General features: G+C 30.3%; 14 protein-coding genes. 5 read left to right on the forward strand and 9 right to left on the reverse strand.

What is annotated here, in order from left to right; all coding sequences use genetic code 11:
• Positions 1-28: 28 nt before the first annotated feature.
• On the reverse strand, positions 29-2,257 hold the full coding sequence (locus tag GOY08_RS05675) for a carboxy terminal-processing peptidase (RefSeq protein ID WP_158997894.1): 2,229 nt from the start codon (positions 2,255-2,257) through the stop codon (positions 29-31).
• A 10-nt stretch (positions 2,258-2,267) separates the two neighbouring features.
• Entirely contained in the window at positions 2,268-2,747 is a 480-nt protein-coding gene (locus GOY08_RS05680) for a DUF503 domain-containing protein (RefSeq protein ID WP_158997895.1), read from the reverse strand.
• Between GOY08_RS05680 and GOY08_RS05685 the strand changes: the two genes are divergently transcribed.
• Entirely contained in the window at positions 2,746-3,540 is a 795-nt protein-coding gene (locus tag GOY08_RS05685; protein WP_158997896.1) for a DUF3025 domain-containing protein, read from the forward strand. The genes GOY08_RS05680 and GOY08_RS05685 overlap by 2 nt on opposite strands.
• On the opposite strand, the gene GOY08_RS05690 is transcribed toward GOY08_RS05685, so the two are convergent.
• Positions 3,529-4,026, reverse strand: coding sequence for a GyrI-like domain-containing protein (locus GOY08_RS05690; protein WP_158997897.1), 498 nt, complete (start codon positions 4,024-4,026; stop codon positions 3,529-3,531). The genes GOY08_RS05685 and GOY08_RS05690 overlap by 12 nt on opposite strands.
• 301 nt (positions 4,027-4,327) lie before the next feature.
• Here GOY08_RS05690 and GOY08_RS05695 point away from each other — a divergent pair, with 301 nt between their 5' ends.
• The gene (locus tag GOY08_RS05695) at positions 4,328-4,549 is read left to right on the forward strand and encodes a hypothetical protein (protein WP_158997898.1); all 222 of its coding nucleotides are present in this window, start codon (positions 4,328-4,330) and stop codon (positions 4,547-4,549) included.
• A 14-nt stretch (positions 4,550-4,563) separates the two neighbouring features.
• Here GOY08_RS05695 and GOY08_RS05700 read toward each other — a convergent pair whose 3' ends face one another.
• Genes GOY08_RS05700 through GOY08_RS05710 form a run of 3 tightly spaced genes read right to left on the reverse strand, consistent with a single transcriptional unit; the run spans position 4,564 to position 7,348 of the window.
• A complete protein-coding gene (locus GOY08_RS05700; protein WP_158997899.1) occupies positions 4,564-6,102 on the reverse strand; it encodes a multicopper oxidase family protein in 1,539 nt (512 codons plus the stop codon).
• A gap of 20 nt (positions 6,103-6,122) precedes the next feature.
• A complete protein-coding gene (locus GOY08_RS05705; protein WP_158997900.1) occupies positions 6,123-6,908 on the reverse strand; it encodes an SDR family NAD(P)-dependent oxidoreductase in 786 nt (261 codons plus the stop codon).
• Complete coding sequence (locus tag GOY08_RS05710) at positions 6,908-7,348, reverse strand: acyl-CoA thioesterase (RefSeq protein WP_158997901.1); 441 nt, start codon at positions 7,346-7,348, stop codon at positions 6,908-6,910. Before GOY08_RS05710 ends, GOY08_RS05705 begins: the two co-directional genes overlap by 1 nt.
• Before the next feature lie 107 nt (positions 7,349-7,455).
• On the opposite strand from GOY08_RS05710, the gene GOY08_RS05715 reads away from it, so the two are divergent.
• The gene (locus tag GOY08_RS05715; protein ID WP_158997902.1) at positions 7,456-8,055 is read left to right on the forward strand and encodes a hypothetical protein; all 600 of its coding nucleotides are present in this window, start codon (positions 7,456-7,458) and stop codon (positions 8,053-8,055) included.
• Position 8,056: 1 nt separating this feature from the next.
• Here the strand turns inward: GOY08_RS05715 and GOY08_RS05720 are convergent, their stop codons facing one another.
• The gene (locus GOY08_RS05720; RefSeq protein ID WP_158997903.1) at positions 8,057-9,697 is read right to left on the reverse strand and encodes an APC family permease; all 1,641 of its coding nucleotides are present in this window, start codon (positions 9,695-9,697) and stop codon (positions 8,057-8,059) included.
• Positions 9,698-9,956: 259 nt separating this feature from the next.
• Between GOY08_RS05720 and bfr the strand changes: the two genes are divergently transcribed.
• Positions 9,957-10,433, forward strand: a complete 477-nt coding sequence (bfr, locus tag GOY08_RS05725) for a bacterioferritin (RefSeq protein ID WP_158997904.1) — start codon at positions 9,957-9,959, stop codon at positions 10,431-10,433.
• Here the strand turns inward: bfr and GOY08_RS05730 are convergent.
• The gene (locus GOY08_RS05730) at positions 10,378-10,614 is read right to left on the reverse strand and encodes a (2Fe-2S)-binding protein (protein WP_158997905.1); all 237 of its coding nucleotides are present in this window, start codon (positions 10,612-10,614) and stop codon (positions 10,378-10,380) included. The genes bfr and GOY08_RS05730 overlap by 56 nt on opposite strands.
• Positions 10,615-10,802: 188 nt before the next feature.
• Between GOY08_RS05730 and hemG the strand changes: the two genes are divergently transcribed.
• Complete coding sequence (hemG, locus tag GOY08_RS05735; RefSeq protein ID WP_158997906.1) at positions 10,803-12,269, forward strand: protoporphyrinogen oxidase; 1,467 nt, start codon at positions 10,803-10,805, stop codon at positions 12,267-12,269.
• Between the two features lie 12 nt (positions 12,270-12,281).
• Here the strand turns inward: hemG and GOY08_RS05740 are convergent, their stop codons facing one another.
• Positions 12,282-13,571 (reverse strand): aspartate aminotransferase family protein, encoded by a 1,290-nt coding sequence (locus GOY08_RS05740; RefSeq protein WP_158997907.1) that lies wholly within the window; start codon positions 13,569-13,571, stop codon positions 12,282-12,284.
• Positions 13,572-14,029: the final 458 nt, after the last annotated feature.

A 14,029-nucleotide genomic window follows, 5' to 3' on the forward strand; every position in this document is an offset into this window, starting at 1 on the left:
AAGATATTATAAAGTAATAATAATAAAATTAGTTTTTATTATTATTACTTGTTAGTCGAATGCTATCTATCAATATATTTGCTGCTTCACGCAATTGAATATCATTTTTTCTAATAACTTTAGGCGAAAATTCAAAATTATCTTCATCTTCGGCAATAGATTCATTACTAGCAGAAGAGCTTTTCTTATTTTTACCGGTATTTTCACTATTATTGGCTATTTTATCAAGACTACTATTTTCTTTGCTAGCATTTTCTTTATTATTAGCATTTTTTTCTTTGCTAGCATTTTCTTTATTATTAACAATTTTCTCTTTACTTTGTTTTGTTTGTGCTCCCTTCGCTAAAGTAGTTTTACTTTCTTTTAAAGATACTAGAGTATTTTTTTCTTTTTTAGCCTTTTCAATAGCTTCATTTATTTTTTTGAATTCGTCAGATTTTTCAATTCTTTCTTTACTTAATTTTTGTAAATTGACTATCAAACTTGATAAATCTTTTTCAGGTTTAAAATCTCTTGAAGCTTTTATAATTGTATAAGGTAAAGCATAATCATTTTCTTTTTCACCAATTTCTGTAGCTTCAATAATATCTGGAATTACTATATCTGATAAAATACCTTTTTCTTGATTGCTTTTCCCGCTTGGTCTGAAAAATTTTGCTATAGTTACATGAATAGCACCATCGGTAACTCTTCCACCGGTACCTGGGACTTCAATAACTGTTTGCACTGTTCCTTTACCAAAAGTTCTGCTATTACCCATAATTATACCGCGACCGTAGTCTTGTACAGCACCAGAAACAATTTCTGAAGCAGATGCTGTATATTTACTAACAAGAATTCCTAATGGACCCAAATATGGATCTTCTTTTAATTCTCCACCTAAAAGTATCCTTACATTTTTATCTTTATCTTCTACTTGTGTTACTATTGGGTTCTTAATAAATAAACTGACAATTTTTTGTGTTTCATTTAAATCACCCCCACCGTTTCTTCTTAAATCAAGGACAATACCATCGACTTTTAATTGCTTTAATTTTTTAATTTCTCTGTACATATCGTTATAAGAGCTGCGACACGTAGATGGACTATCTTGACAACCCTTATAATCTATATAAAAACTTGGTAAATTTAAAATACCAATTTTCTTATTATTAATTGTCATGACATCGCTTTTTGCTTCGTTATCTTTAATTTGAACAACAGCTCTTTTTAAAGCTATGGTAAATCGGCTGATTTTACCATCTATTTCTTTTCTAAGAATAACTAACTTTACAGTTGTACCTTCTTTTCCACGAATTAATTGTACTACTTTACTTAAATCCATTTCAATGACATCTTGTATTCCTGAATTATCTCCAGAATCAACAGCAACTATTTTATCATTCTTTTTCAGTCTTCCATCTTTTGCAGCTGCACCACCTGGCACTACAGAATCGATTACTGTATAACCATCAACTGATTTTAATGTAGCCCCAATCCCCACAAATTTTAAACTAAAGTCAGCTTGAAATTGCGCATTATCAATTGGAGTGAGAAAACTTGAATGCGGATCCAAGGAAAAAGCAAAAGAATTTAAAAATAAAGAAAATCTTTCATCTGATGACTTTGAATCAATATCTTTTTTAATTAGATCGTAACGTTTAATTAAACGGGTACGAATTTTTTCTAAATCATCTGAATCTTTCATATTCAATATAATAAACTTAATTGTTTTGCGCCATCGTTCCTTTAATTCATCAGTTGATTTTGCCCATTCAATTTTTTTTCTGTCAGTTTCAATATATTCATCTTTAGTGAAATCTTGATTTTGTTTTAATGCTTCCTTAGCTAATATGGTTGCTTCAGTTATTCTTTTGCGATATCTTTCGTAAATTCCGTTCTCACCAGTTATCAAACGGCAATCATAATTATTAATATTTTTAAATAAGTCAGGTTGTTGTTTTTGAAATTCGTTAATGTCATCTTGGGTAAAGTACAATTTTCCAGGATCTAAAAGTTTTATAAATGTATCAAATGTTCTTTTTGCTAATTCAGGTTCAAAGGTTCTAAAAACATAATGATTTTTTAAAAAATCTTTCATTCTTTCGGATAAAGTAGCACAGCCTAAATAAGCTGCAACAATTTTAGGATTCTTTTTATTACTTTCTTCTGAATTTGCATTTTGAAAAGTTGGAATAATTTTAAAATATTGTCCAATAGGGACAGTTATTGTCACAGCTGCAATAGTTAAAAATACTCGCGTTTTATTAAAAATCATTGAAACATTCTCACTTTCGGGTTGGAATTCTTAAATTCCTTCTTGAAAACCTTGATGGAATAGAAGACAATTCATCGTCCTTGTCTGTATATACAATAGTTTTTTCTTGTACACGAAATGACCTAGTAATATTTGCACTACTATTTTTAAACTCGCTCAAATTTTTCTCACTATAAGCTAAACTGTCATTTGTCTCAACAAATTTACCATTAAACCAATAAAATATTTGACCTTGTTCAAATCGGATTCTTGCCTCGCCTGCTGCTTCTACTTTTTCATGAATTTCATCAAGGCGAGATTTTATTCGTTCATAATTATCATCAAATAAAGCTACTGCAAGAGAAGTTTCTTTTTCATCTGCTCGAACTGTTATTCTGTGGTTAAATTTTTGCTTTAATTTTTCACGCAGAGAGCGTAAAACCCTATCACGATCATTGACCATTATTTCGGGATCTAGATCTAAAACGATATAAAGAGAGGCTAAGTACATGGTGCACCCTGAAATTCCAAGGGTTGAGAAAAAAAGAGCACAAAATAAGGTCCCAACAACAAACAGACGTTGGAAGGCACAATTTTTAAGTTGCTCTGAGTTGTTCTTCCCTATTATGCCATACGGACAAATTTTTTCCAACCATTCAAATTGGCCGACATTAGAACAACTTAACCTTTTCAAACCTCAAAAAACAAAAACTTGGACGGGATTTGAATTAAAATTTATCCTGCAAAAAGGTAAAAGATGTATAGAAGGCTTCAATAGCCTTTATGAGCCGAGAATTTTTCTTCAAGGAGAAATAAGAACTAGATATGAAAATTGGCACGATTTTTATAATGCACTCATTTGGTATACTTTTCCAAAAATTAAAGCCACTTTAAATATGCGGCAATTCCTTGCATTTGATGAAAATGCTGAATTTCCTTGGAAAAATCCACCAAAATCAAGGACAAGAGAACAAGATTTTCTTACGATATTTGATGAAGGTGGCTGTTTACTTGCAAATTTAAATGGATTAAAAATCCCATTTTTATTTGGACACGCAGTTTATGAGAGAATGACTTTAGGAGAAAATGATATTTCAATGAGTTGTTTTGAACTTGACTGCGACATTAGTTTTATAAATAATTCCTTGATAAATCAAATTAAATATTTAGATGAAATAGGCAGTCAAATTCTTTCTTCAAGAGATACTTACAGTAAAGGATGTCCCTTTTATCCTTTAAAAATAGAGGTTGCCTTGAGTTATTTGGAAAATTCAAAAAAATTATTTAACAATTTAAGTACTTGATTTTCCAATATAAATATCCACTTGAGCATTTTCAGGATCGCTTGCTCTTGAATCATACAGTTCAAAATCCGCAACAAAGTTTCTCTTTCCGTTAAACTCAGCAGGTTGCATGCTCCAAATTTTTTGCCAAACATTTATAACGATATCTGGCATTTTTCCTTTTGCTGACGTAAATTTTAGATAGTTGCTTTTTGGAATTGTTATTGTTTTAAAAGAACTAGTATCCTGATTAGCAAATGAGGAAACCTCTTCCCCAAGAAAATGGGTGTACTCGCCATTTTCATTACTTTCATACTCAGTATAAACTGCATAGGTAACAAAAGGTTTTATTCTATGCTGAATTTTCTCGAACATCTTTTCGCCAAAATATCTATTGAAATTTCCTGGTATTTTCCCTAAGTTTTGGGTAAATTCGCTTTTATTATTTGTTCTAACAAAAATTCCAACAAGGTTTATTTCTTCTAAAGTAGTATCAACTATTTGCATTTTTTTGCTCTTTTCTATTGAAGTTTTTATCAGAAAAATTTTTCTGATTCCATGGATATATTAATTAAAATAAATTAAAGCAAGGGTATTTAGAATTTGCAAAAAACACACCTTATTTAACCCAAATTCATTCCCTAAAAGAAACAAAGATATTTTCTAAATAAAATATAGTATAATTAAAATAAAGCGAAGACTTGAACTATAAAACAGGTGAATTATGAGCAAATGCCCTTACACTTATTTTAGAAATTTTTTTCAAAAAAAATCGTCAGATAATAAAGCATCAAATTTAAGAGTCTTAGTGCAAAGAAACAATCAAAATGTTGTGGATGTTTCATTGCCAGCGCATAGTGCACGCTGGCTCATAGAACTCATTCCTGATGATGTTATTGCTAAAATATATGCTGAAGGAATTCCTTTAAAAGAAATTCAAGATAATTTAGCTAAGCAAGAAATTCTTTACGCAACAGATATTTTTAAACTTGAAGAACAAGATAGAAAAATTATAGTTTGGCTCCAATAAAAGTTTTATCACTTTTATTCTTCCACATCAAAACCGATCATCATTCCTGCTGATAGATGTTCTGCAATATGACAATGTGACATCCATTTTCCAGGATTTGATGCCTCTAATAAAATTTCAACTGTTTCACCTGTTTTTACTAAAGCAGTGTCTTTCCATGTAAAGTTAGTTGTTTTGACCCCATTGCGGGTTGCAATAAGAAATCTTTGTCCATGGAAATGAATAGGATGTTGCATAGGATGACTTGATTTTGGATCATTGAATATTTTAATTTTATAATAATTTCCTTTTTTAAATTTCCATAATATATCCATGTTCATTTTCTTTGTATCGAGATCTTCAATTTGCCATGTTACTTCTTTAGAAGTCATCATGGAATTCATTTCTGGCATGGTATCTTCCCATTCAATTTCTGGAGGGTTTTCTTCAGCATGACTCATATCCATTTTGACTGTTAAAGCTATATTTTTATCTACTTTTTTGTCTAAAAATGGCCTTACTTTATCTATCTCTTTAATAACTTCAAAATCTTCAATTAAGTTTCCAAATTCTTTTGTGTAATCTTTTTGTGATTTAGTTTTTAGAACTTTTATAGTTCCTAGTTTCAAATTTTTTTGTTGATGTATACTTTCAATATTGTAAGTTCCTTCTTTTTCAAACAACACATCAATAGTATAACGTTCTGAAGGAGCAATAGTAACACTATCAACCCAAGTTTGTTTCTCAAAATTACTAGCATCACCAGCAATAAGTTTCATTTTTACATTTGGTATTTTAAATTGAAATGTCCTTGTATTAGCTGTATTAGTTAGATATAATCTAACTACATCTCCTTTATTTACTTGTGTAACATAATTTGGTATTCCATTAATTAACATTACATTCCCAAATCGTCCCATAGCTGCGTAATTTGCGAAATCTTTAAAATAAGGTTTTGCATCTTTGCTAAGTAAAATATCATCAAGTACCAAAGAAATTTGCTTGTTAAATGGTTCTTCTTTTAAAGCATCTTTTACTAAGTAATTTCCATAAAGACCCATATCTTGTGAGTAATCTTCACGAACATGTGGATGGTACCAATAAACTCCTGAATCAGGAAAAAATAATTCATAATCAAATGATTCTCCTGGTTTCACAGGAGCTTTTTGGCCAATACCAACAGCTCCATCGTAACGATAATCCAAACGTAATCCATGTGAGTGTAATGTTTGATCGGTATCTGTTTGATTTACAAATTTAAGCTTAATTTTTGCATTTTTAGGAACTACTATTAATGGCCCTGGAATAGTTCCATTATAGGCATATCTTTTAATTATTTTGTTCCCAATTTTTTGCTTTACAATAGCTGCAGTTAAGGTAAAACTATCACCATCTTTTAATTTAATAATTTGAGATTTTTTTACAAAATTTAAATTTTTTATTGATTCGCTAAATCTTTCTTCTGAACTAGTAGCGTGTTTGTTGTGGGAATTATGCCCCATTTCAGAAGCATATAGATTGAAACTAGAAAAAAGCACGAAAGAACCAAGTGTTAAAGAAACTAATGTATTCATTTTTTTAATAACCTTTTTAATTAATTAGGGATTGAATTTGTTATATACCCACCATCTACAAAGACACACTCACCAGTGATATAAGATGAAGCACTTGATGCAAATAAAAATAAAACTCCATTTAATTCATCAAAATTACCCTTTCTTCCTAAAGGAATTGTTCTTTCAAGAAATTCTTGTCCCTGTTGTGTTTGAATAAAATGTCTATTCATATCTGTTTCAAAGAAACCTGGAGCGATTGAATTTACTCGTATATTATATTTAGCAAATTCTACTGCATATTTTTTTGTTAAAGAAACAACAGCTGATTTTGCAATTCCATAAAAAGGGTTGCCAATTCTTGTTCTATTTGCAACTGTAGATGAAATATTTATTATGCTTCCTTTTATACTATTTAATTGCATATTCTTTGCAACAATATTTGAAAGATACCACATACTTTTTAAATTAATATCAAAAATATCATCCCAATCAGAAATTTCTAAATCAAAAACATTCTTTTTTATTTTAGGAGAATAACCTGCGTTATTTATTAGTACATCTATCCCATTTATTTTATCAAGTAAATTAATAATTGTTTTTTGTAATAAATCAAAATTTGTTATATCTAGAACCAAATATTCTATGTTTGGATTTATTTTTTGCAAATTTGTAACTATATATTGAAGATTTTCTTTCCTTCTCGCTAATAAAAATAGATGTGCACCAGCTTTAGCAAGCACTTCCGCATAATGTGCCCCTAAACCAGAAGAAGCTCCAGTAATTAATATTTTTTTATTTTTTACTGAAAATAGTTCGTTTTGCATTAGTTACTCATTTCATCAATAAAATGAATTCCTAAAGCTTGTAACCATTCTTTTGGTTGTTCAATTATTTTTCTTCTTTCAAGGTCAAAAAATGCCATGGTAAAATCGGCTTCAGTACAGATAGTATTTTCTGAATTTCGAATGAAATGTTTAATTTTAATAATTTTTTTTGAAACTTCAGTGCAAAAAGTTTCAATAATAATTTTTTCTCTTAGTTTAAGTTCCTTTAAGAACTTTATACTTGTATCTAAAATAATTGGCCCTTTTTTTTCATTCTGTATTTTTTTAAGTCCATATCCATTTTCTGAAATGAATTCCCAACGTGCTTCTTCAAAAAGCTCTAAGTATACTGCATTATTAACATGTCCAAAGGTATCCAAGTGGTGTTCTTTAATTGTTAATTCATAGTAGAACTTCTGAATATTTTTTATATTACTCATAGAACCTCTAATTTTTGCATAAAATTTATTTTCATGCTTTCAATTTTTGTTATAACACCTATTATTCATTTGGACAATGTTCAATGATTGAAGGAATAATACATATTATGAAAACACCAAAAAAGTCTTTAGTTTGCATTCTAGTAAACTTATTTCAATTTCAAGCACATAGCATTGAGGGATTCATTGTAGAAGCAAATCCCTTGTTACTTATCAATCAAGGAATTGGTCTGAACACAGAAATCGGTTTGAGCAAGAATATTTCTAATGGTTTAGGTTTTGAGATTTTTCAGCAAAAAATATATGCGAAGAATACAATGAATGCTGAAAGAGATATTTATAATATTGCATATTACTTGCGATATTATTTTTTAGGCGAAAAATTACTTGGCCCCTTTGTGCAAGGCAAAATTAATTTTACATATTCGGATATCTATCTTTACGATACTCAAGATAACTATAAATCTACTAAGCAATATGGTTCATTTGTACTTGCTGCTGGTTATCGTTTTCTTGCTTCAAATGGATTTACAATAGCTGGTTATATAGGTGGAGGAATAAAATCTGGTACAAATTATATTGATAAAAATAACCTGCCTAATAATAAATCAAGTAATTCTGATTGGAATAAGGCAACAAATGAAATAAACAAACAAGAAAATATTTTTCAACCAGATTTAGGAATTACAGTAGGATATTATTTTTAACTTATCCATTAGAAAGAATTTTTTCTTTAGCCTCAGCTTCAATTTCAGCAATTCCACTATGCCCTGATAAAATCAAATCGATATTTTTTTCGGCAATTTCTTTTGGTAACATTGTTGCTTTAGAGAGTAACATAATTCCATAAGAAAAAATTGCTAATAACAAATAGTCAAATCCCTCTGGTATAACTTTTAAACCTTGTCCAAAAGAACCAAATTTAGTGAATAAACAGAGTCCTGCTAAATAAACAAAGATCCAAAATGCATTTCGCCAAGTTGGAATATTTGCGCCTAACTCTTTTTTGTAAACTAACATTGAAAAATAAATGAAAAAACCAACTAAGACAGCAATAAACAATTTGCTTATGATTTCCCAGCCAGACCAGTAAAGCATTAAGTTACATATGAAAAATGCTATTAAACAAAATAATTTATACATTGGTAAGCGAAATGGTCTGTGCAAATCTGGTTGTTGTTCTCTTAAAGCAACGATACAAATTGGCACTATAGCATAACCAGCAATCATAGTTGAAGAAAGAAATGCGACCATTCCCTGCCAACCTGGAAATGGTAAAAATGCTAGCATTCCCAATCCAAAATTTACCCAAATACTTGTTATTGGAATTCCTCTTTTATCAATTTTTTTAATTTGCTGAGGAATATATCCGTTTGCACTTAGTGCATATAGCACTCTTGAACTTGAAGCTGCATAAACAATTCCTGCTCCGAGAGGGGAAATAACAGCGTCGACATAAAGCAAGTATGCAAGCCAAGCAACACCTAAAGTGAGAGCTAAACCTGCTAACGGACCAGCATCCCCAGTAAATGAAAGATGTGACCATCCATGTTTTAATGCTTCTTCAGGAACTGCAACTAAGAAGGATGTTTGTAGAAGAATATAGAGAAGGGCACCTAGTAAAACAGAACCTATAATAGCTTTTGGTATATTTTTCTGCGGATCTTTTGTTTCAGCAGCCATCATAATTCCAATTTGGAAGCCGTTAAAGGAAAATACTATCCCAGCAACAGCCAATGCAGAAAAAATACCTTGCCAGCCGTAAGGTGCAAAACCTCCAGCTGATTCCAAAGTCAAATTAGTAGTACCTTTCGCACTTAAAAAGAAAATAAGTATGGCCAAAGCAGGTACAGCTAATTTCCAAATGCTAAAAACTTTGTTTGTATCTGACATAAATTTTACGCCTCTTGTATTTATAAAAACAAGAAGCAACATGAGAATGGTAGCTGTGATGTAACCACTAGCTGTAAGATGATGAATATTGTTCTCTACTCTTGTCAAAGAAGGAAAAAAATTTGTCATATATTGGATAGTTGCTTGGACTTCAATTGGCGTTAGTACCAAAAAAGATAACCAAGAAATCCAGCCTAAAAGAAAACCAGCTAATTTACCGTGCGTAAAAAATGGGTAGTTGGCAATTCCACCTGCAATTGGAAACAAAGTCCCTAGTTCTGCAAATGTAAGAGCAATAATGATTATAAAAAATGTAGCAATGATCCAAGATATAATTGCTGCGGGTCCTGCTAATTGGGAAGCATATAAGGAACTAAAAAGCCAACCAGAACCAACCATCGCTCCAATTGAAGCGAACATGACCCCCCCAGCACCTATTTGTCTTTTAAATTGCATACATAGTCTCCGAAGCAAAAAGTTCTACTAGTGTAAAATCAACATATGGTTTAACTGAAAAACCATAGCTTGTCTAATAAAACCTAAAAGCATCCCATTTTTGTAACATTTTAATAATAATTATAATAATTTATACTTATTAGGAAATTGCTTCGTGGAGGTAATGGACTTATGTTTTCTAGGTTGATAATCTGCAAATGCAACAAAGGATCTAACTGTTCCATTTTATTCATTTGCATAAATACACAAAGGAGAACAAATGAAAGGTGATGCTAATGTTATAAAAGCCTTAAATGAGGTTTTAACTGGCGAACTTACTGCAATTAATCAATATTTTCTACATGCAAGGATGTGCAAAAATTGGGGTTATAACAGAATAGCAGAAAAAACATACAAAGAATCAATTGAAGAAATGAAACATGCTCAAGAATTATTAGATAGGGTATTATTTTTAGAAGGAATCCCAAATCTACAAAAATTAGACAAGTTAAACATAGGCGAAACTGTTAAAGAACAATTTGAGTCAGATCTTGCTTTAGAGCATACTGCTTTGGATCGCCTAAAAAATGGAATTGATATTTGCAAAAATGCGCGAGATCATACCAGCGCTGAACTCTTAGAAGAAATTTTGGAAGATGAAGAAGAGCATGTTGATTGGTTAGAAACACAGTTGGGTTTGATTAAGGATATTGGATTAGAGAATTATCTTGCTCAGCAGTTGCATGAGAAGTCGTAATTTGTGTGAATTTAATAGAATTTGCCTCAGCTTCTACTAGCTTTTCTAAAGCATCTAGACAACATCCACACCCTGTTCCTGCTAGGCACTGTTCTTGAACACTTTCTGTTGTGGCAAAACCCTGATTAACAAGATTTTTTATTTCTTTACAAGAAACCCCGTAGCAGAGACACATTAGCATTATCAACCCCTTTGAATCATTTGCTCTCTTTCTCGGAAAAAAAATAACATACTTGAGAATAATTCTCAAGTTCAGTTGAGAATTATTCTCAAGTATTTAAATTTTTAAGGAAAAACTTGCTTATAACTTTTTGCTATATGTAAATGTTCCCGACAGAGTTAAAGTTTAACTGTCAAAAAAGGTAAATTATGAAAACAAACAAAAAAAATGTTGCGATTATTGGTGCAGGTATTTCAGGAATAAGATCTGCTTATTTGCTAGCAAAACAGGCAAATAAAAATATTGGCAAAATTGCAATTTTTGACTCAAGTGCTTCTATTGGAGGCGTTCTAAAAAATACAACTAGTGGTGAATTTAAACTAGAGCATGGAGCTCAGGGAGTTTTGTTGAGTAGACAAGCGTTTTGGGATTGCTTAAATGAGATTAAATTAACTAATAAATTATTGGTACCGGCCAAAAATGCGAAGAGAAGATACCTTTTAACTCCTACCAACTGTATTCCAATTACACCAAATATTTTTCGTTTGAAAAAAAATGGTTTTCTTGGATTTCGAGACTTATTAAGGATTATTAGTGAAATCTTTTTAAAAAGACCAGATAATAAAAACTTTAATGATACTTTGTATCAGTTTTTTTTAAGACATTTCGGTAAAAAATTTACTGAGACTTTTTTAGTTTCACTAACTTTTGGTATTTGGGGTGGTGGAGCTAAAAAAATTTTAGTTAGATATGCATTTCCAAATTTATTAAAATTAGAAAACGGTTATGGTAGCTTATTGAAAGCATTTTTTATTCTTTCGTTTAAAAATAAATTAAAAAAAGATATAAAAATTAAACAAAAAGGACTAGGAAGCTTTGAAAATGGAATGGAATATTTAGTTCATGAATTATATCAACAATTTTTAAATATTTGCAAACAAAAATCTATAATTGTTGAATTAAATTTAAATCAAAAAGTTTTTAAAATTATAAAAATTTCTAATTATTTTTCCCTTGAATTTACTTTAGAAAATAAAATAAAGAAACAATCATTTGACTGTGTTGTTTATTCTGGCCAACCTTGGCGAGATAATAATTTATCTCTAATTGTTGATAATATTAATTTTGAAGAATTACAAAAATCTTATCAAAATTTAAGGTCAATGGAAGCACATAGTGTTGCTGTGGTTGGATTAGGAACAGACAATCAAATTTCTAATTCACCTCGCGGATTTGGTGCTTTAGCAGGTGAATGGTCAAAAGATTTACTTGGAGTAATCTTTGTTCATTCTACTTATCCTCAACATACACCAAAAAATTCAAAATTATTTCGCGTTCTCCTTGGTGGTGATAGAGAAATAGATATTTTACAAAAAAGCGAATTTGAGCTTATAGAAATTGCAAAACAAAGATTAAATGAAACAAATATTGTTCCAAAAAATACGAATTATATATTTGAAAAAGTTATTATCTGGGAAAAATACATTCCATTAGCCACCGTAAATCAAGATAAAATTCTTGAATCTATATGGAAAATCGAAGCTATTATGCCTGGGCTTTTCTTTACTGGAAATTATATAAAGGGGCCATCTGTTTCTGATTGTCTTGAACAAGCTTCAATTACTTGTAAAAATGTAATACTTTTTTTGGCTGGAGAAGAAAAAAATATTTTATAATTAATTAATGACTTAATCAGTTGAATTAAGTGCTTTAAATATAGCTTTTGTTGCAATATCTTCAAACCAACCCAAGTCCATCTCTTGATGTGCTTCACAAATAAACCAAGGTTCCCGCGAATCGGGTTCTAACATTACACCTAATTTTATAAGGTTCCATGCAAATTTTTTATATAATTCACTGTTTGTTTTATACCAATCACGATAGTTTGTTGGGATAAATTCACCAAAATGCACACCAAACATTGAACTTGGACCTGCAAATACATGCTTGACCCCAGCTTTAGAAAATACTCGTGAAAGCGTTTGCTTTATTTTTTCACCTATTGAAAAAATAGTTTCATAGACTTGTCCTTTTGATAAAATTTCAAGAGTCTTATTAGCTGCCCGCATGCCAATTAAATTAGCTGTGTAAGTTCCTCCGTGTGTTACTCCTCCTTTGTGAGGACCAATAATTTCCATTATATCTCGCCGTCCTCCAAAAGCAGCTATTGGATAGCCATTACCCATAGCTTTTGCATATGTACTTAAATCAGCTTTCATTCCATAAAGTTGTTGAGCTCCTCCTAAAGCCACTCTAAAACCTGTTTTTACTTCATCAAAAATAAGTAAAGTTCCATGTTGCTGACACATTTTTTGTAATCGTTCTAACCATGGTTTTTGAACACTTATACTTCCTGCATTTCCAATAATAGGTTCCATTAAAATGGCTGCTAAATCATGACTTTTAGAGGCAAAAAGAGAATGCAATTCTTCATCATCATTCATACTAATATAACTAATATGGTTTTGGGAGCTTGGAGCCAACCCAGACCCCAATGGGAGTAAATTTTTAATACGATTTTCGTAGTCTGGCCGCCACATCATTTCATCACATAAACCATGAAATCCCCCCTCCACTATGGCTACATGTTTTTTTTTGGTATAAGATCTTGCCGTTCTGACAGCGCCCATTACTGCTTCAGTTCCTGAATTTGCAAATCGAACCATTTCCAATTGCGGACAAATTTTCTGCATTTGTTCAACTACTTGAAGATCCAAGGGCGAAGAAAAACCGTAAAGAATTCCCGATTCTTTTATTTGTTCAATTACTGCATTATCTATTCGCGCATCCCCATATCCTAAAATAATTGGGCCATAACCAAGTCGAAAATCTATGTACTCTTTTCCATTACAATCTATTAGCTTTGCACCCTTTGCTTGTTGAATAAAAATAGTTTCATCTCCCCAAAAACGATAGTTTTCAGCAACTCCTCGAGGCATTAATGTACGCGCTTTTTGGATTAAATTTTGTTCTAGCATATTATTTTCCTTAAAAGTTTTATATGAATTTTTTTAGCTTATTTTTTATATAAGTTAAAAAATACTTATTTAATTATATTAATATTAGAATATTTTTTATTAATTTCACAAACTACTTTTTACCCTAATTTTTACTAAATCGCAATTACAAACTTTAAAAAAATTAAGAATTTAAAATTCTATTTGATTTTGAAGATGGGAAAATAACTTCTAAATTTAAATTATTAAATAGATTTTTAATATAGAATAAAATTATTGATATCATATGAGATATCGATATAATAGATAGATTCAATACTTTCTTTAATATTTTTCACATAATTTCCACCAATAATGTATTTTACTGGAAAATATTTTTATAAATAATTTTTAAAAATTTTAATAACTTATATAGTTTTATGAAATTAAAAATCATTAAACTTGTATAAATGGGTTTGATAAAAATATTTTTGACTTTA

Origin of the sequence: Pigmentibacter ruber (assembly GCF_009792895.1) — a bacterium.
Lineage (GTDB): Bacteria > Bdellovibrionota_B > Oligoflexia > Silvanigrellales > Silvanigrellaceae > Silvanigrella > Silvanigrella rubra.